The following is a 24,177-nucleotide window of genomic DNA, read 5'->3' as shown; positions in this document are numbered from 1 at the left end:
ATGATTGACGTCCTGGTGGTCGATGACGACTTCCGCGTCGCCGAGATAAACGCCAAGTACGTGGGGAAGGTTCCCGGCTTCCGGGTGGCCGCCCGCGCGCACAGCGCCGCCCAGGCCCTGGCCGCCGTGGAGCGGGGCACCATCGATCTGGTCCTGCTGGACCACTATCTGCCCGACCAGACCGGCCTCGAACTCGTCCACCGCATGCGGGAACAGGGCCATGGCGCCGACGTCATCATGATCACGGCCGCCAGCGACGTGACCACCGTCCAGAAGGCGATGCGCCTGGGCGCCCTGCACTACCTGGTCAAGCCGTTCACCTTCGCCGCGTTGCGCGCCCGCCTCGACTCCTACGCGGCCCTGCGCCGCACCGTCGACCGGGTCGGCGGCCGCGGCCTGACCGGCCAGGAGCAGGTCGACCGGATCTTCGGCGCGCTGCGCACCTCACCAGCACCGTCCCCGCCCGGGCTGCCCAGCGGCCACTCCGAACCCACCACCGACCTCATCTGCGGCGTCCTGCACCGCGCCGGCCACCCGCTGTCCGCACATGAGGTCGCCGCCGAGACCGGTCTCAGCCGCTCCACCGCCCAGCGCTACCTCCGCCACCTGGAACAGGCGGGCCGGCTCCGCCTCTCCCTGAAGTACGGCGACACAGGCCGCCCGGAGCACCGGTACGCCTGGGTGGCGCCGTAGCGGCTCCGAACGGGTCACACGGCCCCCGCCCCGGTCAGCGACCGCACCTCGGTCTCCGCGTGCTTGGCCTCGTCCGGGACCTCGTCCGAGGTGACCGTGCCGAGCCAGCCGGCGAGGAAGCCGAGCGGGACGGAGACGATCCCCGGGTTCTGCAGGGGGAAGTACTGGAAGTCCACGGCCGGGAACAGCGCGCCCGGGCTTCCCGACACCACCGGGGACAGCACGACCAGCCCCAGGGCCGGAACCAGCCCGCCGTATACGGCCCACACCGCACCGCGGGTCGTGAAGTCCCGCCAGAACAGCGAGTACAGCAGCACCGGCAGGTTCGCCGACGCCGCCACCGCGAAGGCCAGCCCCACCAGGAAGGCGACGTTCAGATCGCGGGCCAGCAGACCGAGGGCGATGGCCACTACACCGATGCCGACCGCCGCCATGCGCGCCACCGTCACCTCGCTGCGCTGTTTGGCGTGCGGCCTGCGCAGCGAGGCGTACAGGTCATGGGCGACGGACGCGGAGGAGGCGAGGGTGATCCCGGCGACCACCGCGAGGATGGTCGCGAAGGCGACGGCCGCCACGACCGCGAACAGAACCGTTCCGCCTGTGGAGCCCGCGCCGCCGCCCAGGTCGAGCGCCAGCAGCGGAACGGCCGTGTTCCCCGACGCGTTCGACGCGCGCACCGCGTCCGGTCCGACGAGGGCCGCCGCCCCGAAGCCGAGCACGATCGTCATCAGGTAGAAGCCGCCGATCAGTCCGATCGACCAGACCGCCGAACGCCGGGCCGCGCGCGCCGTGGGCACCGTGTAGAAGCGGGACAGAATGTGTGGCAGCCCCGCCGTGCCCAGTACCAGCGCCAGCCCCAGGCTGATGAAGTCCAGCCGCGCGCTCCAGCTGCCGCCGTACTTGAGCCCCGGCGCCAGGAAGGCATTCCCGTGTCCACTCCGGTCGGCGGCGGTGAGCAGCAGCCGGTCGATGTCGCCGTGGAACCGCAGCAGCACCAGAACGGTCAGCACCACCGTCCCGCTGAGCAGCAGGACCGCCTTCACGATCTGGATCCAGGTGGTGGCCCGCATCCCGCCCAATGACACATAGATCACCATCAGCGCGCCGACCCCGATGACCGTCCACGCCTGCGCGGCTGCGCTCGTTCGCCCCAGCAGCAGCGCGACCAGGCTGCCCGCCCCCACCATTTGCGCCACCAAATAGAGAACGGACACGGTGATCGAGGAGGTTCCCGCCGCGATCCGCACCGGCCGCTCCCGCATCCGCGCCGCGATCACATCGGCGAGCGTGAACCGCCCGCAGTTGCGGACCAGTTCGGCCACCAGGTACAGCACGACCAGCCACGCCACCAGAAAGCCGACCACGTACAACAGCCCGTCGTAGCCGAAGAGCGCGATGAGCCCGGTCACGCCGAGGAAGGAGGCCGCCGACATGTAGTCGCCCGCGATGGCAAAACCATTCTCCATCGGGGAGAAGAGCCGACCGCCGGCGTAGAACTCCTCCGCCGAACCGTGCCGTCTCCGGCTCACCCACGTCGTGATCCCGAGCGTCACCGCGACGAACCCGCTGAACAGCAGCAGTGCCAGGGTCTGATGCTGCCCCGTCATGATGCACCACCCCGGGCGCCGCGGGTCAGCTCCTGGGTGTCCCAGCGCAGCTCCAACGCGGCACGGTCCCTGCGCAACCGCGCATGCCGGGCATAGGCCCACGTGAACAGGAACGTGGTGAGGAACTGCCCGAGGCCCGCGACCATCGCCACGTTCACCGCCCCCGCGACGGGCCTCGCCATCAGCCCGGGCGCGGTCGTCGCGGTCACCACATACCCCACGTACCAGGTGAGGAAGACGGCGACTCCCGGCACCACGAACCTCCGGTAGCGGCTGCGCACCTCCTGAAAGGCCGCGCTGCGCTGCACCTCCAGATACACGTCGCGGGCGCGAACGGCCGCCCGCTCCCGCTCCGTTCGCGCGGCCGGTACGGCGGGAGCCGGCACCCCTGTGCCGTCCAGCTCGCCCCAGCCGGAGGCCAGAGCGTCGTACCAGGGGTCCTCGTATCTGATTTCCCGGGAGGCCGTGCCGTACTCGCCCTGGTCCTCGTGCCTCTCGGCCGAACTCTCGGGACCGCCCCCGCCGTCGCGGTGACGCCCGTTGCTTGACTGCATGCCCAAGGATGGACAGATCGGGAAGATCCCTGACTCTTCTTCCCCTGGCTCTTCACCCCATCAGGTGACTCAATCCGCTGGTGGCCGCACCAAACCCTTCCCGTAGGCGTAACGCACCGCCTGGGCCCGGTCCTTGAGGCCGGTCTTGGCGAACAGGTTGTTGATGTGTGTCTTCACCGTCGCGGTGGAAACGTGCAACTTGCGGGCGATCTCCTGGTTGGTGAGCCCCTCGGCGATCAGCACCAGGACCTCGGTCTCCCGCGCGGTCAGCCCGTCGGGCGCCTCGGCGGCCATGGGCGGCGGCTCGGGCTGCGACAGCCGTTCCAGCAGCCGCCGTTGGATGCTCGGCGACAGTCCCGCGTCTCCCGAGAGCACGCTCTGCACGGCCCGTACGATCTCGTCGCCGCCCGCGTCCTTGGTGAGGTAGCCACGGGCGCCGGCTCTCAGCGCCGGGAACAGCGACTCGTCGTCCGCGAACGTGGTGAGCACCACGACCTGCGTCCCGGGGTACTCCGACCTGATCCGCCGGGTCGCCTCAACCCCGTCGCAACGCGGCATCCTCAGGTCCATCAGCACCACGTCCGGGTCGAGTTCGGCGACCAGCCGCACCGCCTCCTCCCCGTCGCCCGCCGCTCCCACAACCTCCACGCCCGGCAGCAGGCCGAGGAGCATCACGATGCCTTCCCTGACCACTGTCTGGTCGTCGGCGACCACCACCCGCGCGGGCTTCTTCTCCCCGTCCGTCATACGGGCACCCTCAACGTCACCTCGAAGCCCTCGTCGTCACGCTCTGCCTCCAGCGACCCGCCCAGCAACTCGGCCCGCTCCCGCATACCCAGCAGACCGTACCCGCTGCCGGCGCCGGTGAGCTCGCCGGGACGACCGCCCGAATCCCTTACGTTCAGCGTCACTTCGTGCTCTTGGTAGTCCAGCCGCACGCGCACCTTGGCGCCGTAGGCGTGCTTGCGGACGTTGGTCAACGCCTCCTGGGCGACCCGTCGTACGGTCTGCGACGCCTCTGCGGGCAGGGCCCTGCGTTCACCTGTAACAGTCACCTCGGCGCCGTCGGTCGAATCGACGATCTCCGTAAGGAACTCCTCCAGCGGGGTCAGCTCGCCACGCAGGGCGGACAGTGCCTGGCGGGTCTCGGCGAGTCCGTCCCGGGCCATTCCCCGGGCGGCCACGACCCGTTCGAGAATCTGCTCCCGGTCGGCTCCACGCTCGATCAGCAGCCGCGCCGCCTCCAGGTGCACCATCTGGGCCGAGAGGCTGTGGGCCAGCACATCGTGGATCTCCCGCGCGATCCTGGCCCGCTCCGCGAGCGCCGCCGACTCCGCCTCCGCCGCTCTCGCCGCGCGCTCCTGGGCCAGCAGCCGCTGCGCGTGGCCCCGGGCCTCGGCATCAAGTCTCATGACGTAGCCGGCGAGAGCCATTCCGGCGACGGTGGCAGCGGTGGTCAGCCACACGTCGTTGGTGAACGCGGAATACGAGGCCAGGGCGACGGACGTGACGGGCACCGCGATGGCGATCGGCAACCTCTCCAGGGCGGAGATGCCGCAGCCGCACCAGATCACGAGGGCCGGTCCACGGAACCCGGTGGCCTCCGCCGCGACCGCGAGGGCCAGGAGGACACCGACGAGGACCAGGGAGGGCACGAGCCGGTGGGCGTAGGTGGTCCGGAAGAACGCCCAAGAGGTCACTGCGGTCACGACGACACCCGCCACGGCGGCGGCCACGCCCCAGCCGTGGACGTGCGACTGGTTGAAGGCGCTCCACAGCAGCAGGCCCACGACCACCAGTCGCACGGCCCAGGCGAGCATGCGCCGGGGCTGGGAGATCCCCTCGCGGCTCAGCGCCTCACGCGAGGGCCAGCGCGTCCAGAGGTTCTCCGTCACACGCCTTCCTTCCTGGTGACCCGGGCCGTGTCGTCACCGTACGCCCGGGCGGGGCCGCTGACGGACGGAGCGGAGGGGAGGGACTGCACACGCCGGACGAGGATGCCGGCGCGCACCAGCAGGGTGACCGCCAGTCCGAGCATGAGGGCCGAGCTGTCCTGATGGACGCCGACGAGGGCTCCGAGGCCGAAAAGACCGAGGCGCACGGCTATCCCGACGAACCAGACGGCCACGCTCGCCTTGGTGCTCTTGGTCCATACGACCCCGTCGGGCTCCGTCCACACCCGGCTGGTCCAGGCCCAGCCGGCACCCATCCCCAGTCCCACCAGCACCTCGGTGGCGAGCAGCAGGGCGGATTCGGTGTGGTGATGGGCGTCGAGTATGCCTGGTTCGCGTAGCGCGACGACCGCGAGGACCACGGGCAGGAGCCACCAGCGCCGACCCGTGTCGATCGGGCGTGCGCGGAACTGGCGCACGATCACCACGACGACAACTGCCACGATCAGCAACGCGTTGACGAGCCCGGACATCAGAGCCTCCGTGAGCGGGAAGGGCGGTGTCGGGAGCGGGAACTGCCGACGCCTTCGACGCTACGGAAACGCGCAGGTCAGCAGATCGGAGCGTGGGTGGATCACGGGTGGAATCCAACGAGCGGGATCTCTCCACCCCCGGGTGGAGAACCACGCGCAGGTCTGCGCGAACGGCCGCCGTGTGGCGGACTGCGGGTGACAGGCGGCAGGCGACAACCGGCGGGCGACGCGAGGCAGGCGACGGCCGGTGACCGGCAGACGGCAGGCACCGCCTGAGGCCAACCGGCCGCCCGGTGTCTCTTGCGGCAGCCAGTTGGTGACTCGTGGGGCGGTCGGCGGATATCTCCCCGAGACAGGCCGACAGGCATCCTTGCCCAAGGGCTAAGGCTCCGTGCGGCCCTGTCGGCCGGTCACCGGGACACGGTGGGCCAGTCACTGGGAGACAGGCGAGGCAGACGGGCGAGCGCCTCTTGAGACGCGGTCAGCGCGCATACTCACCGCCGCCAGCCTCACCCCCGAGCGACCTACCGCCCCGCCCAGCCCGCCCTGCCCAGCCCAACCCGCCGCCCACCCAGATGCCCCGCCCAGCCCACCTCCACTTCGGCCAAAGCCCAGCGAAGCGGCTAGGCGTCGATCCGCGACCGGTCCAGCGTCGCCGCCGAGCCGGAGATGAACTCCTTCCGGGGGGCCACGTCGTTACCCATCAGTAGATCGAATACCTGTTCGGCCGCTTCGAGGTCGGAGACGTTGATCCGGCGCAGGGTGCGGTGGCGCGGGTCCATGGTCGTCTCGGCCAGCTGGTCGGCGTCCATCTCGCCGAGACCCTTGTAGCGCTGGATGGAGTCCTTGTACCGGATGCCCTTGCTCTGGAACTCCATGAGCTTGTCGCGCAGCTCACGGTCCGAGTACGTGTAGACGTACTTGTCCTGGCCCTTCTTCGGCTGGACGATCTCGACGCGGTGCAGCGGCGGGACCGCCGCGAAGACCCGGCCGGCCTCGACCATGGGCCGCATGTAGCGCTGGAACAGCGTCAGCAGCAGGCAGCGGATGTGGGAGCCGTCGACATCGGCGTCGGTCATCATGATGATCTTGCCGTAGCGGGCCGCGTCGATGTCGAAGGTGCGGCCGGAGCCAGCCCCTATGACCTGGATGATCGCGCCGCACTCGGCGTTCTTGAGCATGTCCGTCACCGAGGACCGCTGCACGTTGAGGATCTTGCCCCGGATCGGCAGCAGAGCCTGGAATTCGGAGTTCCGGGCCAGCTTCGCCGTGCCGAGCGCGGAGTCCCCCTCGACGATGAAGAGCTCGCTGCGCTCGACGTCGTCGCTGCGGCAGTCGGCGAGCTTGGCCGGCAGGGACGAGGACTCCAGGGCCGTCTTCCGGCGCTGCGCGTCCTTGTGCTGGCGGGCGGCGATGCGGGTCCGCGCGGCGGCGACCACCTTCTCCAGGACCACCCGGGCCTGGGCGGCCGTGTCACGCTTGGTGGAGGTGAGGAACGCCTTCAGTTCCTTGGTCACCACGTTGTTCACGATCCGGCGGGCCGCCGAGGTGCCGAGGACCTCCTTGGTCTGGCCCTCGAACTGCGGCTCGGCAAGGCGGACGGTGACGACGGCGGTGAGGCCCTCCAGGGCGTCGTCCTTGACGATGTCGTCCTCGGCGACGCGCAGCAGCTTCTTGCCACGCAGCACCTCGTTGAGGGTCTCTCGGACGGCCTGCTCGAAGCCGGCCATGTGGGTGCCGCCCTTGGGCGTGGCGATGATGTTGACAAACGACCTCAGGGTCGTGTCGTAACCGGTGCCCCAGCGCAGCGCCACGTCGACGCCGAGCTCGCGGGTGACCTCGGTGGGGGTCATCTGCCCGTGGTCGTCCAGGACCGGGACGGTCTCCTTGAAGGTGCCCTGCCCGGAGAAGCGGAGGACGTCGCAGACCGGCTTGTCGGTAGCCAGGTACTCGCAGAACTCGCTGATGCCGCCGTCGAAGCGGAACGACTCCTCGCCCTTGCTGCCGTCCGCGCCGAGGCCGTACTCGTCGCGGACGACGATCGTCAGGCCGGGCACCAGGAACGCGGTCTGGCGGGCGCGCTGGTGGAGGGTCTCCAGAGTGAGCCTGGCGTCCTTGAGGAAGATCTGGCGGTCGGCCCAGTAACGCACACGCGTCCCGCTGCGGGTCTTGGGGATCTTCTTGGTCTTGCGCAGTCCGCTCTTGGCTTCGAACTTCGCGTCCGGGCCGTCGCCGGCGAAGGCGCCCGGGACACCACGGCGGAAGCTGATCGCGTGCACATGGCCACCGCGGTCCACCTCGACGTCGAGCCGCGCGGAGAGCGCGTTGACCACGGAGGCGCCGACGCCGTGCAGACCGCCGGAGGCCGCATAGGAGCCGCCACCGAACTTGCCGCCGGCGTGCAGCTTGGTCATGACGACCTCGACGCCGGACAGCCCGGTCTTGGGCTCGACGTCCACGGGGATGCCGCGGCCGTTGTCCCGGACCTCGACGGAACCGTCGTCGTGGAGGATGACCTCGATGTGGTCGCCGTAGCCGCCGAGGGCCTCGTCCACGGCGTTGTCGATGATTTCCCACAGGCAGTGCATCAGACCGCGACTGTCGGTCGAGCCGATGTACATGCCGGGACGCTTGCGCACTGCTTCGAGGCCCTCGAGGACGAGCAGGTGCCGCGCGGTGTAGTTGGAGCCGTCCCGGTCTGCTCCTGCCAGCAGCGCTGTGGACGGCACGGACGTATCGGCGGTCACGCGGTTCGCTCCTCGCTGAATTTCAGTGGTGCCCCTTTTGGGTAAGGGGCCGGCTTCGGTCGCCGTTCAGAGGGTACCGAGGCCTGGTAGAGCCGTTGTAACGCCACCCTCGTCCTGAACTCACACTAGTCCAAGGTCGCATACGTGTTCGATCCCTCGATGGAGTGAAGTACATATCACGTTCCCTTCGAGGCATGAACCATTTAGGCTCCGGGCACGTCCTCACAAACAACCGGCAACCCGGCCGGGAGGATGAGACCGATGAATCGCGCGAACCCGTAAGCACTCAAACGGCGCACTACGGCACATTCGCCGCCAACCGGCAGCAGACGGCCACCTCGAAAGATTTTTTTCGAGGAGAAGCCCCGAGCGGGAACGTTTTCGGGCTGGTTGGATGTTGACCCTGGTACGACAGCTCGTCGAGCTAGAGAAGAGGCGACGTGACTACTGTTCTGACCCCCGCGAGCCACCTGACGGCCGCCGATCGCTGCGACCGCTGCGGCGCCCAGGCATACCTGCGCGTCGTGCTGCTCAGCGGCGGAGAACTGCTCTTCTGCGCCCACCACGGTCGCAAGTTCGAGCCGGAACTCAAGAAGATCGCCGCTGAGATACAGGACGAGACGGAGCGCCTGACGTCCGTTCCGGACACCGCCGAAGATGAGCGCTGACCTCTCGCACACACGACGAGCCAGCTCCGGCCCAGACCGGTGAACGGGCGGTCGCTCCCTCGGTGGAGCGACCGCCCGTCGTCATGCGCCCGCAACGGCGCTCAGGAGGGCCTGTGAGGCCGTCGTGAGCCGCTGAGGGCACCGCCCGGCCCTAGTGCACCCACGACCTCGGAGACGCGCGTGTAGACGCCGGGACTCCCCGGCCGACCGCAGCCGCTCCCCCACGACACGAGACCGATCAGCCGGCCCTTGGCGACCAGCGGTCCCCCACTGTCGCCCTGGCAGGCGTCACGGCCGCCCGGGGCCTCTCCGGCGCACACCATCGAATCCGCCCGGTAGGTGCCGTCGGGGCCGCCGGGATAGGCCCGCTCACACGTCTCGTCGGGCAGCACATGGACCTGCGCCGCGTACAGCCGGCGCGCGTAGTCGCCACCGCCCGTGATGTCGCCCCATCCGGTGACCAGGGCAGCGGTGCCGGGCCGGTAGGCGGCGTCGCCCTTTGCGGCCAGCTTGACGACCGCGTCGCCCGGCAGTGGCTGGGCGAGGGTGAGGATGGCGAAGTCGCCGGTGTTCGCGTCGGGGTCGTAGCGAGGATTGACCCGGGCGACGGTCACCGGGATCTCCTGGCCCTGCGCCGAGAGCAGATCCGTGCGGCCCGCGATGACCTTGAGGTCGCGTACCCGGTCGGAGGGCCCTCCGATCACCTCGTCGGCCAGGCAGTGGGCGGCGGTCAGCACCGTGGTCCGGCCGATCGCCACCCCGCCGCAGAACTGACCGGCCCGCGTACCCCCGAACCGGTCACGGCTGGACAGCGCGACCGTCCAGGGAGTCTGGGAGACGTCGACGGGAAACCCGCCGACGACAACGCTGTCGGCGGCAGCCGGCGGCGGGCCGGCCAGCGGTATTACGGCGGCGACGGCCGCCAGGATCAGCGGTCGGGTCAGGACCGGGGCAAAGGGACGGCGCATGCACACTCCTCACTCTGGGTGGTACCGGGAAACCCAGAGTCATCCAGTGCATCGCGACCCGCAGCCCGAAGGCCCGGTCTCCCCGCGGGGAGACCGGGCCTTCGAGGTCGTACGACCGCGACCTAGTCGAGGTAGTCGCGCAGCACCTGGGAACGCGACGGATGGCGCAGCTTCGACATGGTCTTGGACTCGATCTGGCGGATGCGCTCACGCGTGACGCCGTAGACCTTGCCGATCTCGTCGAGGGTCTTCGGCTGACCGTCGGTGAGACCGAACCGCATGGAGACGACACCGGCCTCGCGCTCGGACAGGGTGTCCAGCACCGAGTGCAGCTGCTCCTGGAGGAGGGTGAAGCTGACGGCATCCGCGGGGACGACGGCCTCGGAGTCCTCGATGAGGTCACCGAACTCGCTGTCTCCGTCCTCACCCAGCGGAGTGTGCAGGGAGATGGGCTCGCGGCCGTACTTCTGGACCTCGATGACCTTCTCGGGGGTCATGTCGAGTTCCTTGGCCAGCTCCTCCGGGGTGGGCTCGCGGCCCAGGTCCTGGAGCATCTGGCGCTGCACGCGCGCGAGCTTGTTGATGACCTCGACCATGTGCACCGGGATTCGGATGGTGCGGGCCTGGTCGGCCATGGCGCGGGTGATCGCCTGACGGATCCACCAGGTGGCGTACGTGGAGAACTTGTAGCCCTTGGTGTAGTCGAACTTCTCGACCGCGCGGATCAGACCGAGGTTGCCCTCCTGGATGAGGTCCAGGAAGAGCATGCCGCGGCCGGTGTAGCGCTTGGCCAGGGAGACCACCAGTCGGAGGTTGGCCTCCAGGAGGTGGTTCTTGGCGCGGCGGCCGTCCTCGGCGATGATCTCCAGCTCGCGCTTGAGCTTCGGCGCCAGCTTGTCTGCGTTGGCCAGCTTGTCCTCGGCGAAGAGACCGGCCTCGATGCGCTTGGCGAGTTCGACCTCCTGCTCGGCGTTGAGCAGCGGGACCTTGCCGATCTGCTTGAGGTAGTCCTTGACCGGGTCGGCGGTGGCACCGGCCGCGGCGACCTGCTGCGCCGGCGCGTCGTCCTCGTCCTCGTCGGACAGGACGAAGCCCGCGCTCTCGGCGCCCTCGGGCTCCTCGGTGCCCGCCTTGGCCTCCTCGAGGACCTCTTCCTCAAGAACCTCGGCGTCGTCCTTCTTAGCGGTGGTCTTCTTCGCCGCCACCGTCTTCTTCGCGGCGGTCGCGGTCTTCTTCGCGGGCGCCTTCTTGGCGGCGGGGGCCTTCTTGGCAGCGGCCTTCTTCATGGGCGCCGCCTCCTCTGCCGGATCGTCGGCCACGGCGGCGGGCCCGGCAGGGGCGGCCGTAGCGGTGGCCTTCCTGGCGGTCACCGTCTTCGCCGCGACCGTCTTGGTGGCGGTGCGCTTGGCCGGACTCTTCGCTGCGACGCTCTTTCGGGTGCGCTTGGGCTCCGCGGCACTGACCATCAGCGTCACACCCTCTTCCTCAAGGATCTGGTTGAGGCTGCGCAGTACGTTCTTCCACTGAGTGGCCGGAATCTGGTCAGCTTCGAAGGCCCGACGCACATCGTCGCCGGCGATCTGCCCCTCAGCCTTTCCCCGCTCAATGAGAGCCATGACAGAGACGGACTCGGCGATCTCCGGCGGGAGCGTACGGGATGTGCTGGCCGACACGAACAACCTCTCGGAACGTTGAAAAACGGCTTCCGGCCCCGTCCGGGACGGACTGGAGCCGACCGCCGGCTTGGGGATGGGCCGACGGCGCGGGCGGGGGCCGGGAGGTTGCACAGCGCCATAAATGGCGTCCGTATTCCCTCCGCGGCAGTCACCTCTTAGGTCATCGCGCTGTTCGCAAGAGCGTTACGCCCAATCTGCGTGGCCCGAGTCACACCCCGTAAGCGCTCAAAAACGGTCAGACATGGACAGAGGTTGTCGGGACGATCTCTCCAGGCCCTTCGGACGGCAGCGGGTTCGCCGTACGACCACAGCGGAGCCTGCCATACACCGCACGACCGTTGCGGTGTCTGTCATACGACCGCCTGTCCTACGACCGCTGCGCGCCCACCCCGCCGCCGGACCCCGCCGGAGCCCTGAGGGATCCGGCGGGGTCCGGCGGAAGCAGGGGCCGGCGCCCCGAGAGCGCGGAGCCGACCGAGCGCACCGCTCTCGACGCGGGTCAGTGCTCACGCGGGGCGGGAACCACGCGCTCGACCTCGGGGTGGACGGTGAGCAATTGCCGCATGGCCGACTCGGCCGCCGTGCCGTCGCCGGTGCCGAGTGCGTCGACGATCCGGGCGTGCTGGGACAGGGACGTCTCGTTCGGCCGCTCACAGCCGGTGAACGGGCCGCCGGAGACCTGGAGAGCCGCCGACACGATGCCGGAGAGGTGCTCCAGCATGCGGTTGCCCGCGAGCTGGATGAGCATCGAGTGGAACTCGGCGTCCGCGCGCGAGAACGTCAGCGCGTCCCCCTGAGCCATCGCGTGGCTCATGATCTCGACCATGTCGCACAGACGCTGCTGGACGTCCTCGCGCCCGTGTCCGGCGGCGAGCCGGGCGGCGAGTGGCTCGATCGTCCAGCGCAGCTCGCTGAGCTCGCGGCGCTGGTCGTCGCGCTGCGGCCCGAAGGCCCGCCACTCGATGATGTCGGGGTCTAGGAGGTTCCAGTCACTGACGGGACGTACGCGCGTGCCGACGTTCGGGCGGGCGCTGACCAGGCCCTTGGCCTCCAGGACCCGGAGGGACTCGCGGACGACGGTGCGGGAGACCTCGAAACGCTGGCCGATCTCCTCGGGCACCAGCGGGCGGTCGGCGCCCAGGTCGCCGGAGACGATCATCTGACCCAGCTGTTGGACGAGTTGACCGTGCAGACCGCGGCCGCGGCTGCCCGCGGCACGTCGGTGCACACGGCCCAGCTCCGGGTCCGGGCCCTCCCAGGAGGGCGCCCCGACACGATCGGTGGCGGGCGCATCCGCGTACGGGTAGCGGTCGAGTCCGCCCGGGCCGACCAGACCAGAGTCTGCGGAGCGGGCGGCGGTCATCATGGTGTGCGCAAGGGTACTCACGGATCCTTTGTCGGCGCTGCCTCCAACTCCCTTGAGGTCTTTGGTGAAAAGCACACGAAAGGGTGATCGCTCACCCCGTCGCAATTGACGCCTTATCGGAAAGAAATGGCCTTTCTGCAGGGAGTTGTGTACACAGGGGGATCGGAAGCGCCCGGTCCGTGGTCATCGAAGCCTGCCCCGCAGGGTCGTGAACAGATACGCGCAGAGCAGCGCGGTCAGCGACAACACCAGTGCCCCGCCCACGGGTTGGGCGAGCACCCGGACCGCGGCGACCAGATAGCGCTCTCCCCCGAAGGGCCACTGCAGCAGGAACATCTCCCGCATCCGCATCGGGAGTCCGGCTGCCATCCGCGCACCCGGCCCCTGAAGCGCCTTGTGTACGACGGGCACGACGAGTACGGGTACGGCGAGCACCGCGGCGAGACCGGCCGTGGTGGACCGGAAGACGCCCGCCGCCAGCACCCCGGCCCAGGCACAGCCGACGACCAATGCGAACCAACTTGCGGTGAGCGAAAGCCAGTCGGCGGGAACCTGCGCGAGCTCCCGACCGTAGACGAGATAAAGCACTTCGGCGTCGCAGCCCAGGGTGAGGAACGAGAGCAGCACCGCGGTGGCTCCCGAGACCACCAGCTTCGCGGTGAGCAGCCCCAGCCGGCGGGGCACGGTGCCGCGGTCCGCCGCCAGCGCGGGGTGGCGGAACTCCTCTCCGAAGGCCAGCGCGCCGAGCAGCCCCGCGCCGAGCGCCGCGGGAGGCAGCGGCAGCTCCCGCGGCCAGGCGGCGAACAGCCTGGCCTGCGGGGTGTGCCCGAGCCGGGCGAGCAGGAGGGCGGTGAGGGCGGAAACCGCCAGGACGGCAGCGCAGGTGACAAAGCCGGTACGGATCCCGGCGGCCCGGCGGAGCTCGTAGCGCAGGGGACGGAGGGGGCTGGGGGCGGGGCGGACGGAGATGGCAGGTGGGAGCGGGGACGGGTCATCCAGAGCGGCGACTTCGGCCCGCCGCGCGGACCCGGCCGGGACGGGGGCGGAGTCTCCGCCGACTGCCAGGGGCTCGCCGGGCTGCGGCTTCCGCTGCGGCTTGGCAGGGAGCTGGGCGGTGGGGGCTTCACCGGGCTGTGGCTGCGGCTGCTTGGCAGTGAGCTGGGTGGTCGGGGCTTCGTCGGGTACGGCGGGGGTCGGTGCCTCCGGAGCGGCAGCGGGAGCGGAGGAGGGCTCGCCTGGTACGGGGCGGGGCGATGACTGGGGGGATACGGCGCGGGCCTGCGGTTGGTCGGACACGGCAGCGGCCGATGGGTGAGCCGAGGCCGCTGCGGCCGGCGCCTGGGCAGAGGCGGTGGCCGAGGGGTGAGTGGCGGCGGTCGAGGAGTGAGCCGAGGCGGCGCCGGCCGGTGGCCGGGCGGACGCGGTGGCCGCCGACGGGCGAGCGGAGGCGGCGGCGGTCGAGTGGTGAGCGGAATGGGCGGTGGACGGGGGCTGGGCGGGGACGGTGGCGGACACCCGGTCCGGGGAGGTGGCGTGGGGCGGCGGGGCGGGTGAGGTGGCCGGGGCCGGACGCTGTGAGGACGCGGTGGTGGCCGACGGCCGGGCAGTCGTGGAAGCGCCTGGCGACCGGGCCGAGATCGCGACGGTCGGGGCCTCGGTGGCGAGGGCGCGGCCGTGAGGTTCCGCGTGGGGAGACCTGGGTGCGGCCGCCGGACCTTCGGCGCGCGCCTCGGTGGACGCGGTCGGCTGCTGTTCGGCCGTGGCGGACGGCTCCGCCGTGTTCGACGGCCGACCCGGGCCTGACTCCCTGCCGGCGGTGCATGACTGACTCACGGACCTCGGCGAGGCCGACGCCCGTGGCTGTGGGGTGACCGCAGAAACTCCCGCGTCCTGGCGCCGGTCGGCGCCGGGCGTGTCCCAGCGCTCAGTGGTCGGCGCCTCGTCGGCCCTCCGGCTTTCGTCCGCCGTCCGAGCCGCGTCCGCCACGGCCGGCACGCTCGCGCCGCGCTGCCGTCGTACTGCCTCCTCCGATACGGCGTCCGTCGGCGGCTCCGCTCCGGCCCCCGCTCCCATGTCGCCCACCTCATCCGCGAGTTGGTGGACGAGGATGCCGTGGCGGAACGCGGTCTCGCCGACCTCGGCCGTCGTGCTGCCGTACACCGACAGGCGGTTGCCGTCTTCTGTCACGACCTCCACGGAGCGGTGGGCCGTGCGGGCCTCCTTGGTGAGGAGGGCGGCGAGCCGGGCGGCGTGGGGGCTGCGGACGGCCACACGTGGGCGCAGCCGGGTGCGGGCGAAGTCGGCGGCCTCCTGGTCCGCGACGAGCCTGCCGGCCCCCAGGGTGACCACACGGTCGGCGGCGCGGGCGGCCTCCTTGGGGTCGGAGGTGGTGAACAGGACCGTGCCACCCTGCGCGGCGTGCGCCCGGAGCATGCGGTGCAGCCAGTGGCCCTCACGGGTGGAGAGACCGTGCGCGGGTTCGTCCAGGACGAGGGTGTGCGGGTCGGGGAGCAGGGCGCAGGCCAGGCCCAGCCGACGGTCCATGCCGCGTGACAGCGTGCCCAGGCGCTCCTCGCGCAGGCTGACGAGCCCGACCGCTTCGAGCACTTCGTCGGCACGCCGGACCGGGACCCCGGTCGCCGCGCACAGCATGCGCAGATGGCCGCGGACGGAGCGGGACGGGTGACCGGGGACGTCACCGAGGAGCACGCCGACCTCACGCGAGGGGTGGGCGATGCGATGCAGGGGGCGGCCCCTGAAGTAGGTGAGTCCACGGCCCTGTTGAAGTTCGAGCATCAGTCTGAGCGTCGTGGTCTTGCCCGCGCCCGTCACGCCCAGGAGTGCGGTGACGCGGCCCGCGTGCGCTTCGAAGGTCACGTCGTCCACGGCGGGCGGGTGCGCCTTGCGGGGGTTGCTGGTCAGTCCGAAGGCCTCGATCACCTTAGGGAAGATAGCGCGGAATGACCGTTTTTCCGGGTATAGGAGGGTTTAACCTCTCCAGGTTCGCGCTGTCGGACGGTCACACCTCCGGTCGCAGCATCGGCGGGTTGAGCAGAGTCGCGCCACCGGCGCGGAAGAGCTGGGCCGGACGGCCGCCTTGACGGGTGGTCGTGCCGCCGGTGGGGACGAGGAAGCCTGGGGTTCCGGTCACCTTGCGATGGAAGTTGCGCGGGTCGAGCGCCACGCCCCACACCGCCTCGTAGACCCGGCGCAGCTCACCGACCGTGAACTCGGGCGTGCAGAACGCGGTGGCGAGGGACGAGTATTCGATCTTGGAGCGGGCGCGCTCCACCCCGTCGGACAGAATCTGGGCATGGTCGAAGGCGAGCGGCGCGACGGCCTCGCCGTCCCGGCCGTATCCGCCCTGCGCGAGCAGTTCCTCTACCGGTGCCCACCGCGCGTTGCTGGCGTCGCCGCCCGCGCGCGGTGCGGGGAGGTCGGGAGCGAGGGCCAGGTGGGCCACGCTGACCACGCGCATCCGGGGGTCGCGCTTCGGGTCACCGTAGGTCGCCAGTTGCTCCAGGTGGGCTCCGCCGTCCTGGGCCGGCGCGTCGGGGTCGTGCGCGCGCAGCCCGGTCTCCTCCGCGAGTTCCCGCGCCGCCGCCTGCGAGAGATCCTCGTCGGCCCGTACGAAGCCGCCCGGCAGCGCCCAGCGACCCTGGAACGGCTGCTCCCCTCTGCGTACCGCCAGCGCGCACAGTGCGTGGCGGCGCACGGTCAGCACGACCAGGTCCACGGTGACGGCGAAGGGCGGAAAGGCTGACGGGTCGTAGGGCATGCCGTGATCATAGTCGTCTGCCTGACGATAAACACTCCCTTCGTAGCTCGCTTCGACGGCTGATCTTTGTCGTGGCCGTCGCGTCGCGCAGGGCCCACGCAGGCGGTCACACCCCCAACCGCAGACCGTCCGCGGCCTCCTCGACCATGGCCAGGCCGAGCCGGCTGACCCGTACCGAGAAGGGTGCGCCGGCCACCCGCAGACCGGTCAGGCCGAGTTCGCCCAGGGGCGCGCTGCGGACAGGCCGGAGGGTGACGGTCCCGGCCGTGGCGTCGGGGCGGATGCCGGCGAGCGTGGTGAGGAGCAGAACCCCGGAGGCGGCCGCCGTGGCCGCCGGACGGCAGGCCGCGGGGTGCGGAAGGGGAGCGCTCCCGTCGGTGCGCTGCTCGTCGGCGAACATCTCGGGCAGCCGGTGGCCGAAATGCTCTGCCGCCGCCAGTAGGCCGCGCAGCAGCCCGCCCGCCTCCGTCTCGTAGCCCGCGGCGGCCAGCCCGGCGACGGCGAGTGCCGTCTCCGGGACCCGGACGGCCCCGGCCCGGTGGCCGAAGGGATTGTGTCCCGCTTCCTTGGCGCCGAGTCCGCGCAGCCCCCACCCCGAGTCCATGGCCGGACCGCCGAGCAGCCGGGCGAGCTGCTCGGTCTGCACCTTGTCGAGCAGGCCGGCGGCCGGCCTGCCCGCGCCGAGCAGGCCGGAGTCGAGCAGGTGGACGGCGGTGGAGCCGAGGTGGGTCAGGGGGCGGCCGTCCGGGGTCAGGGCCGCCGCCGGACGGCCGCCGCCTCTGTCCTCGGCCCAGAAGTCCGCCTGGAACGCCTTCCTCAGCTCCCCCGCCCATTGCCGCAGTCCGGCGCCGCCGGGCCGGTCGTACGCGTCGAGGAGGTCGGCGCCGAGCAGCGCGGCCCGGTGGGCATGGGCCTGGGTCTCGCTGCGGGCGGGGCCGCCGGGCTGCGGGTCGCAGAGGTAGGTGTGGTCGCCCACCGTGGTGCGCAGCCAGGTCAGGCACTGCTCGGCCGCGGGCAGCAGTTCCCGCGTCTCCTGGTCCGGGAGCCCCCAGCGGCGGGCCTCCGCCAGCAGGACGGGGAAGAGCAGGGTGGCCTCCGTACCCGTGCAGCCCGGTGGCAGGTGTGCTCCGGCGTCGCGGCGCGGGCCGGGGATCATGCCGGCCTGCGGCCCCGGGCCGCGGAGTTGGGTTCGGGCCAGGGCGCGCAGGGTGCCGGCGGCGAGGCGGGTGCCGAGGGGCAGGGCCATCCGGCATGCCACGCCTGACCGACCCTCGTTCATTCGTCCCCCTCGCCATGGCCCCTCCCGGTGCGGGTGTCCTCCCGCGCGGCCCGGCCGCCTCGACGGTCGCCCTTCTCCGCCGCGCGGGTGCGCGTGCCGTCGCCCGGCCTGGACGAACCGGGGCGGGTGCGGGTGTGGCCCGCGCCCGACTGTCGCGGACGGGTGCCCTCCGGCCCTGGCCGCCGCGGGTCGGAACTGTCCCCGGTACGCGGACGGTGGCGACGTCCGGTTTCTGGGGCGGCGGTCGGCTCGTGGCCTGCGCCCGGGGCGAACGGAGCGGTGTCGCCGGCCGCTGCCGTGCTGTCCGCCTCCTCGCGCCCCACGCGTGCCGTACGCAGGCAGCGGCGGATCGACTCCGGGTCCAGGCCCTCGTTGCAGGCCTGGTGCAACAGGCGGGCGAAGATGTAGTCGGGGTCCGCTCCCAGGGCCATCGCCAGGGCTTCCCGCGCTTCCAGGTCGTCGCCGGTCGACCAGGCGACCCAGCCGGCCAGCGTCAAGGGAGCGGCGGCGTGTTCGCCGTACGGGCCGACGCAGCGGCGGGCGAGGGCTCGCCACAGGCGCAGGGCGGGTCCGGCCTCGTCGCCCTCCATCCAGGCGGCCGCCCGGTCGCGGGTCGTACGGTCCTGCAGTCCGAGGATCAGCACCGCGGCCTCGTCGTGGGCGAGCAGGGCGTCGTCGCGGAGATCCGCGTGGTGGATGCCGGACACCGGGGTGGCGGCGGCGTACCGGCCCATGATCCGCTCGGCGAGGGTGAGCGTCTCCTCGGCCACGTCCGCTCGCGAGGCGTCGTGGAGGATGCGGGGCACCAGTGCCATGCCGGCGCGGTCCAGGGCGATCTCCTGGTCCGGCGCGGCGCCGGTCTCCCAGGGCTGCAGCCTGGCCCGCAGCTCGCGCAGGGGGCCGCGCACCTGCATCCCGGCGTAGGTGGCGGCCGCCGCGAGCACGGAGGTGCCGGGCAGGCCCATGGGGGCGCCGTCGGGAGGACAGCACTCATCCGCCGGGCAGCAGTACGACCAGAAGCGGCCGTCCGAGACGCACAGCGCCTCGATCACCGGCACATCGAGGCGGCCGCACTCGGTGCGCAGCAGATGGGCCAGCGGTGCGAGCCGGCGCATGACGTCCTGGCCGGTTTCGCCGGGCGCCGGTTCCTGGCAGACGTAGGCGACCATCTGCTCGGGGCGGGCTCCGCGGCGCTCGCTGCCCGTCATCAGACCCTGGGCCAGCTGGCGTGCGGCCGATTCCCAGTCGTCCTTGTTCGCGGGGATGCCGAGCCGGGCCCGTCCGCCGAAGCGGCCGCGGCCGGCCCGGTCGTGCAGGGCCACCAGCACCATGCTGTCCTCGGGTCGGTATCCGAGCAGATAGGGCAGCGCGTCAGCCAGTTCGGCCGGGGTGCGCAGCGTGATCTGGGTGTCGTGGGCGGACCGGCCGAGAGGCTCCGCGCCTCCCGTGATGTCGCCGTTTTCGGAGGGTCCGGTGGTTTCGCTGTGATTCGTCATGCGCCGACGATCTCGCGGATCTTGTGACTCCGCTTGGCCTGTGGATAAGTCGAATCAGGGACACGCCAAAGCCGTCTGCCTCATCCACAGCCCGCCCGGCTGTCGGTCCCGTCCTGTTGTATGGGGCGCATGGAGCACACGAGCAACGCGGAACTCCGGGCCCGGGCGGACGCCGTCCTCGCCCGGCTCGTCGGCGACGACACGGGCGCGGCCCGGTTGCGCGAGGACCAGTGGCGGGCGATCGAGGCGCTGGTCGCCGACCGGCGCCGGGCCCTGGTCGTCCAGCGCACGGGCTGGGGCAAGTCCGCGGTGTATTTCGTGGCGACCTCGCTGCTGCGGGCCGCGGGCAGCGGCCCGACGGTCATCGTCTCCCCGCTGCTGGCGCTCATGCGCAACCAGGTGGACGCCGCGGCCCGGGCCGGCATCCACGCCCGCACCATCAACTCCTCCAACACCGAGGACTGGGAGGCGATCCAGGCGGAGATCGCGGCAGGCACGGTCGACGTGCTCCTCGTGTCCCCGGAGCGCCTCAACAACCCCGACTTCCGCGACCAGGTCCTCCCCAAGCTCGCCGCGGCGACCGGGCTGCTCGTCGTGGACGAGGCTCACTGCATCTCCGACTGGGGCCATGACTTCCGTCCTGACTACCGGCGGCTGCGCACCATGCTCGCCGACCTGCCGCCGGGTGTGCCGGTGCTGGCGACCACCGCCACGGCCAACGCGCGCGTGACCGCGGATGTGGCCGAGCAGCTCGGCACCGGCGGCGGCTCGGACGCGCTGGTGCTGCGAGGTGCGCTGGACCGGGAGAGCCTGAGCCTGGGTGTGCTCCGGCTGCCGGACGCCGCGCACCGGATGGCGTGGCTCGCGGATCACCTGGACGAGCTGCCGGGTTCCGGCATCGTCTACACGCTCACCGTGGCCGCCGCCGAGGAGGTCACCGCCTTCCTGCGGCAGCGCGGGCACGCCGTGGCGTCGTACACGGGGAAGACGGAGAACGCCGACCGGCAGCAGGCCGAGGACGATCTGATCGGCAACCGGGTCAAGGCGCTGATCGCCACCTCGGCCCTCGGCATGGGTTTCGACAAGCCCGATCTCGGGTTCGTGGTGCACCTGGGCTCGCCCTCCTCCCCCATCGCCTACTACCAGCAGGTGGGCCGCGCGGGGCGCGGTGTCGAGCATGCCGAGGTGCTGCTGCTGCCGGGCAAGGAGGACGAGGCGATCTGGGACTACTTCGCCTCGCTCGCCTTCCCGTCGGAGGACCTGGTGCGCCGCACCCTGGACGTCCTCTCCCGGGCCGGCGGCCCCATGTCGCTGCCCGCGCTGGAGCCGCTGGTGGAGCTGCGCCGCTCCCGGCTGGAGAGCATGCTGAAGGTTCTCGACGTCGACGGCGCGGTCAAGCGGGTCAAGGGCGGTTGGATCGCGACCGGCCAGCCGTGGTCGTACGACGCGGAGCGGTACGAGTGGGTGGCGCGGCAGCGGGCGGCCGAGCAGCAGGCGATGCGCGAGTACGCGGCCACGGCGGACTGCCGGATGGAGTTCCTGCAGCGCCAGCTCGACGACGAGGGCGCGAAGCCCTGCGGCCGTTGCGACAACTGCGCGCGGCCGCGCTTCACGGCGGACACCTCCTCGGCCGCCTTGGACGCCGCACGGGTCGACCTCGGCCGCGCGGGCGTCGAGGTGGAGCCCCGCCGGATGTGGCCGACCGGCCTGCCGGCCATCGGCATCGATCTCAAGGGACGCATTCCGGCCGGTGAACAGGCCTCGGCGGGCCGGGCCCTGGGGCGGTTGTCCGACATCGGCTGGGGAAATCGGCTACGTCCCCTGCTCGCGCCGCAGGCCCCGGACGCACCCGTGCCGGACGATGTCGCCCGCGCGGTGGTGGAGGTGCTGGCCGACTGGGCGAAGGGTCCCGGCGGCTGGGCGCCGGGCGCGGCCGACGCGCAGCCGCGCCCGGTGGGTGTCGTCACCGTCGCCTCGCGCTCCAGGCCCCGGCTGATCCACTCCCTGGGCGCCCACATCGCGGAGATCGGCAGACTGCCCCTGCTGGGTTCCGTGGATTACGCGGGCGACGCGCCACGCGTCTCGCGCAGCAACAGTGCCCAGCGCCTGAAGGCCCTCGACGGTGCGCTGACCGTGCCACCCGCCCTCGCCACCGCGCTCTCCGCGGCCCAGGGTCCGGTCCTGCTGGTGGACGACTTCACCGAGACCGGATGGACGCTGGCGGTCGCGGCGCGCATGCTGCGCAGGTCCGGGGCCCGCGGGGTGTTGCCGCTGATCCTGGCCTTGCAGGGCTGACCGACACGATGCTGTTTGAATACGGCACCCGGTGCGGCGTACTCACGTGCCGTACTCGAACGTCCCAGGGTCCTCCGGTGCCTCACTGGGTAGGGATATAAGCCACGCACCACCAGATAACAACGGATGGCCCCATTTGCTCATTGCCGCATTCAAGTTCGACAGGAAGAATTGGGGTCCGCTCCCCGCACGGTTCGTCCGTGATCCGGTTGGGCCTTACTGCGGTGCGCGCTCCCCCGAATCCGATCTCGCCCGCTGTGTGGGCGCGTAGCCGAAGGGAGGAACGTGACCTTCGGATTCGCTCCGTCCTCGGCGGCATCGTTGTCGACGTCCGCGTCCGCCGCTTCCGCCACCCGTCTGCTCGAGCCCGCGGAGTGGGCCGATGCCGGAATACCACTGCTGCGCAACCCCCGTGAGGTCGTCAGCGGGCTGCACACCCGGCACCGGCCCAAGCCGGCGACGGCGATCGTGGCTGTCCTCGACCCGGAAGAACGGCTGTGCGCCAGCGCCTCGTTCACCCGGCGCTCTGCCCAGGCCGACGGCTGGATGTTCCGCAACGCGCTACTGGCCCAGCTGCGCCGGGTCATCCCGCACGACCTGCGCCGCCGCACCCCGGTACGGACCGCCGTACTGCTCTACTGCCGCGAGGGGGACGGGCGTTGGACGGAGGAGGACGGTGCCTGGATGTGGGGGCTGCGGGACGCCTGCACCCTGCACGGACTGCGCTGCGGGGCGTACATCACGCTGACCCACGACGGCTGGCAGGTGCTCGGCGAGGGCCGCGGCGGCCGGCGCCCGAACGCCGACTCGCCTCCCGAACCCTTCGCCCTGTCTGAGGCCCCGCCCCTGTCACCGCGCACGGGAGGCGCCGTCTCCGAGGTACTGCGCCGCGCTGCCGCCCGCTGAGGCCGGCTCCCGCACGGGGGTACCGGCCGAGCACCTGCCAGCCGTCGTGGGTCAGCGCCATGAACATGCCGCCCGGCGTGCTCAGCGGGATCGCTCGCCGCGCTCCGGGCCGCGGAGGACGTCCCGTCTCGTCCCGTCACTCGACAGATCCGACCCGGTGCCCGCGCTACGGAGCCTCCGTCCGCCGAACGGCCGCTCCACGACGGTCAGTGCCGGCCCGCCCGGCGCCGGGCATGCCGAAGGCACCACCGTGCGTGTCCGTCGCCGCGGCTCCTTCGGTACCTCCGGAGTCCCAGAGGCGCCGGAGGTGGCTCAGACGCGCGCGCCCAGCACCGAGTTGATCCGCTGCGGGTCGCCGCAGACGATCAGCAGAGCGCCGGCCCGGGAGAGGGCCAACGGCAGGGCGGTGGCGGCGACGGCTTCGGAACCGCCGTTGACGGCGACCACGACCACGGGCCGGCTCGCGGCACGGGAAGCAACGGCGGCATCCGTGTAGAAGACGTCGTCGCCCGCGTCGTGCTGCGCCCAGTAGGAGGCTTCGCCGAAGGACAGCTCGTGGTCGGCCCACGGATGCTGCGCGCCGGTGGTGATCATCAGCACGTCACCGGGGGCACGACCCGAGTCAAGAAGCAGGTCCACCGCCTCCTCGGCCGAGTCGAGAGCGCTCTCGACCGATGCCGGGATCAGCTGGATCTGCGGGGCCGCCGCTGCCGCGGCGGGCACGGCCGGGCCGGGCTGGCCTGGCTTGGCCACGTCACGCGGCGTGCGCTGCACCGGCGGCGTGGGCCGCAGAGGGCCGGGACGACCGGGACGCGACGGAGCCGCGGGGCGGGGGCCGGGTACGGGACGGGGGGTCGGCGCGGTACGGCCACTGGCCGGCGTGGCGCGGGGACCCTGGGCACTCTCGTGAATCTGAGGCTCCTCGGGAATGAGAGGCATGAGCTGATATTTATCAAACGTTGGTGCAGGTCACGTGAACTGGGTGGCACAACAGTGCGACTGGAACGTCAGAAGTCGAAGCCGAGCTGACCCTCGATCTCCGGAACGCTTCCCTCCGCCCAGCTGCGGACCTTCTTGAGGTGCTGCCACTGGGGCAGCGCATCAAGATACGCCCACGACAACCGGTGGTACGGGGTGGGTCCCCGCTCCTCCAGTGCGGCCTTGTGCACGGGCGACGGGTACCCGGCGTTGTCCGCAAATCCGAAGTCTGCATGGTCGATACCCAGTTCGGCCATCATTTTGTCGCGCTGAACTTTGGCGATCACCGAGGCCGCCGCGACGGCCACACACGATCGGTCACCCTTGATGACCGTGCGCACCTGCCACGGGGCACCGAGGTAGTTGTGCTTCCCGTCGAGGATGACCGCGTCAGGACGGACCGGCAGGGCCTCCAGGGCACGGACCGCGGCGAGCCGCAGCGCGGCCGTCATCCCGAGGTCGTCGATCTCCTCCGGCGAGGCATGACCCAGGGCGTAGGCCGTGACCCACGTCCGCAGCGCCTGGGCAAGTTGCGTACGCCGCCTGACGGTCAGCAGCTTGGAGTCGGTGAGGCCCTCCGGCGGCCGGCGAAGACCGGTGACCGCGGCACAGACGGTGACGGGCCCGGCCCAGGCACCGCGCCCCACCTCGTCGACACCGGCAATGACCTTCGCTCCGGTCGTGGCGCGGAGTGAGCGCTCGACGGTGTGAGTAGGTGGTTCGTACGGCATGGCGCCCTTA

18 protein-coding genes and 1 pseudogene are annotated in these 24,177 nt (G+C 71.4%); 4 read left to right on the top strand and 15 right to left on the bottom strand.

Annotation, left to right across the window (positions count from 1 at the left end; translation table 11 throughout):
- Nucleotides 1-693, top strand: a complete 693-nt coding sequence (locus tag ABZ396_RS15815; RefSeq protein WP_358923120.1) for a response regulator — start codon at nt 1-3, stop codon at nt 691-693.
- 14 nt (nt 694-707) lie between these two features.
- Here the strand turns inward: ABZ396_RS15815 and ABZ396_RS15810 are convergent, their stop codons facing one another.
- From ABZ396_RS15810 to ABZ396_RS15785, 6 genes are all read right to left on the bottom strand, one after another.
- Nucleotides 708-2,300 (bottom strand): cation acetate symporter, encoded by a 1,593-nt coding sequence (locus ABZ396_RS15810; RefSeq protein WP_358923118.1) that lies wholly within the window; start codon nt 2,298-2,300, stop codon nt 708-710.
- Nucleotides 2,297-2,854 (bottom strand): DUF485 domain-containing protein, encoded by a 558-nt coding sequence (locus ABZ396_RS15805; RefSeq protein WP_358923116.1) that lies wholly within the window; start codon nt 2,852-2,854, stop codon nt 2,297-2,299. The genes ABZ396_RS15810 and ABZ396_RS15805 overlap by 4 nt, the downstream gene beginning before the upstream one ends.
- Nucleotides 2,855-2,923: 69 nt before the next feature.
- Nucleotides 2,924-3,601: a response regulator transcription factor gene (locus ABZ396_RS15800; RefSeq protein WP_358923114.1), complete on the bottom strand. Its 678-nt coding sequence runs from the start codon at nt 3,599-3,601 to the stop codon at nt 2,924-2,926.
- Nucleotides 3,598-4,749: a histidine kinase gene (locus ABZ396_RS15795; protein WP_358923112.1), complete on the bottom strand. Its 1,152-nt coding sequence runs from the start codon at nt 4,747-4,749 to the stop codon at nt 3,598-3,600. The genes ABZ396_RS15800 and ABZ396_RS15795 overlap by 4 nt, the downstream gene beginning before the upstream one ends.
- Nucleotides 4,746-5,279, bottom strand: coding sequence for a DUF1453 domain-containing protein (locus ABZ396_RS15790; protein WP_358923110.1), 534 nt, complete (start codon nt 5,277-5,279; stop codon nt 4,746-4,748). Before ABZ396_RS15790 ends, ABZ396_RS15795 begins: the two co-directional genes overlap by 4 nt.
- Nucleotides 5,280-5,902: 623 nt before the next feature.
- Complete coding sequence (locus tag ABZ396_RS15785; protein WP_358923108.1) at nt 5,903-8,026, bottom strand: DNA topoisomerase IV subunit B; 2,124 nt, start codon at nt 8,024-8,026, stop codon at nt 5,903-5,905.
- 440 nt (nt 8,027-8,466) lie between these two features.
- Between ABZ396_RS15785 and ABZ396_RS15780 the strand changes: the two genes are divergently transcribed.
- The gene (locus ABZ396_RS15780; protein WP_358923106.1) at nt 8,467-8,694 is read left to right on the top strand and encodes a hypothetical protein; all 228 of its coding nucleotides are present in this window, start codon (nt 8,467-8,469) and stop codon (nt 8,692-8,694) included.
- A gap of 101 nt (nt 8,695-8,795) precedes the next feature.
- Here the strand turns inward: ABZ396_RS15780 and ABZ396_RS15775 are convergent, their stop codons facing one another.
- From ABZ396_RS15775 to ABZ396_RS15745, 7 genes and pseudogenes are all read right to left on the bottom strand, one after another.
- Nucleotides 8,796-9,662, bottom strand: a complete 867-nt coding sequence (locus tag ABZ396_RS15775; RefSeq protein WP_358923105.1) for a serine protease — start codon at nt 9,660-9,662, stop codon at nt 8,796-8,798.
- 122 nt (nt 9,663-9,784) lie between these two features.
- Entirely contained in the window at nt 9,785-11,335 is a 1,551-nt protein-coding gene (locus ABZ396_RS15770) for an RNA polymerase sigma factor (protein WP_358923103.1), read from the bottom strand.
- Between the two features lie 502 nt (nt 11,336-11,837).
- On the bottom strand, nt 11,838-12,725 hold the full coding sequence (locus tag ABZ396_RS15765) for a FadR/GntR family transcriptional regulator (protein ID WP_358920219.1): 888 nt from the start codon (nt 12,723-12,725) through the stop codon (nt 11,838-11,840).
- Nucleotides 12,726-12,887: 162 nt separating this feature from the next.
- Entirely contained in the window at nt 12,888-15,644 is a 2,757-nt protein-coding gene (locus ABZ396_RS15760) for an ATP-binding cassette domain-containing protein (protein ID WP_358920217.1), read from the bottom strand.
- Nucleotides 15,645-15,723: 79 nt separating this feature from the next.
- Nucleotides 15,724-16,482 carry an NUDIX hydrolase gene (locus ABZ396_RS15755; RefSeq protein ID WP_358920215.1) on the bottom strand — a complete coding sequence of 253 codons (759 nt, stop codon included), beginning with the start codon at nt 16,480-16,482 and terminating at the stop codon, nt 15,724-15,726.
- A 106-nt stretch (nt 16,483-16,588) separates the two neighbouring features.
- Nucleotides 16,589-17,737 (bottom strand): annotated as a pseudogene (locus tag ABZ396_RS15750) (glycogen debranching protein); the annotation flags it as partial.
- A 20-nt stretch (nt 17,738-17,757) separates the two neighbouring features.
- Entirely contained in the window at nt 17,758-19,257 is a 1,500-nt protein-coding gene (locus ABZ396_RS15745; protein ID WP_358920213.1) for a DUF4192 family protein, read from the bottom strand.
- Nucleotides 19,258-19,386: 129 nt separating this feature from the next.
- On the opposite strand from ABZ396_RS15745, the gene ABZ396_RS15740 reads away from it, so the two are divergent.
- A complete protein-coding gene (locus ABZ396_RS15740) occupies nt 19,387-21,552 on the top strand; it encodes a RecQ family ATP-dependent DNA helicase (RefSeq protein ID WP_358920211.1) in 2,166 nt (721 codons plus the stop codon).
- 285 nt (nt 21,553-21,837) lie between these two features.
- A complete protein-coding gene (locus ABZ396_RS15735) occupies nt 21,838-22,458 on the top strand; it encodes a hypothetical protein (RefSeq protein ID WP_358920209.1) in 621 nt (206 codons plus the stop codon).
- Between the two features lie 312 nt (nt 22,459-22,770).
- On the opposite strand, the gene ABZ396_RS15730 is transcribed toward ABZ396_RS15735, so the two are convergent.
- Nucleotides 22,771-23,397, bottom strand: a complete 627-nt coding sequence (locus ABZ396_RS15730; RefSeq protein WP_358920208.1) for a hypothetical protein — start codon at nt 23,395-23,397, stop codon at nt 22,771-22,773.
- 68 nt (nt 23,398-23,465) lie between these two features.
- Nucleotides 23,466-24,167, bottom strand: a complete 702-nt coding sequence (locus tag ABZ396_RS15725; protein WP_358920206.1) for a ribonuclease HII — start codon at nt 24,165-24,167, stop codon at nt 23,466-23,468.
- Between the last annotated feature and the right edge of the window lie 10 nt (nt 24,168-24,177).

Source organism: Streptomyces sp. NPDC005866, assembly GCF_040629895.1.
GTDB lineage: Bacteria > Actinomycetota > Actinomycetes > Streptomycetales > Streptomycetaceae > Streptomyces.
This window is presented reverse-complemented; position numbering and strand designations above follow the sequence as displayed.

Excerpts from the sequence above, each read along its gene's own strand:
- ABZ396_RS15815 (WP_358923120.1), top strand. The coding sequence starts at position 1 with ATGATTGACGTCCTGGTGGTCGATGACGACTTCCGCGTCGCCGAGATA.
- ABZ396_RS15810 (WP_358923118.1), bottom strand. The coding sequence starts at position 2,300 with ATGACGGGGCAGCATCAGACCCTGGCACTGCTGCTGTTCAGCGGGTTC.
- ABZ396_RS15805 (WP_358923116.1), bottom strand. The coding sequence starts at position 2,854 with ATGCAGTCAAGCAACGGGCGTCACCGCGACGGCGGGGGCGGTCCCGAG.
- ABZ396_RS15800 (WP_358923114.1), bottom strand. The coding sequence starts at position 3,601 with ATGACGGACGGGGAGAAGAAGCCCGCGCGGGTGGTGGTCGCCGACGAC.
- ABZ396_RS15790 (WP_358923110.1), bottom strand. The coding sequence starts at position 5,279 with ATGTCCGGGCTCGTCAACGCGTTGCTGATCGTGGCAGTTGTCGTCGTG.
- ABZ396_RS15775 (WP_358923105.1), bottom strand. The coding sequence starts at position 9,662 with ATGCGCCGTCCCTTTGCCCCGGTCCTGACCCGACCGCTGATCCTGGCG.
- ABZ396_RS15755 (WP_358920215.1), bottom strand. The coding sequence starts at position 16,482 with ATGCCCTACGACCCGTCAGCCTTTCCGCCCTTCGCCGTCACCGTGGAC.
- ABZ396_RS15745 (WP_358920213.1), bottom strand. The coding sequence starts at position 19,257 with ATGACGAATCACAGCGAAACCACCGGACCCTCCGAAAACGGCGACATC.
- ABZ396_RS15740 (WP_358920211.1), top strand. The coding sequence starts at position 19,387 with ATGGAGCACACGAGCAACGCGGAACTCCGGGCCCGGGCGGACGCCGTC.
- ABZ396_RS15730 (WP_358920208.1), bottom strand. The coding sequence starts at position 23,397 with ATGCCTCTCATTCCCGAGGAGCCTCAGATTCACGAGAGTGCCCAGGGT.
- ABZ396_RS15725 (WP_358920206.1), bottom strand. The coding sequence starts at position 24,167 with ATGCCGTACGAACCACCTACTCACACCGTCGAGCGCTCACTCCGCGCC.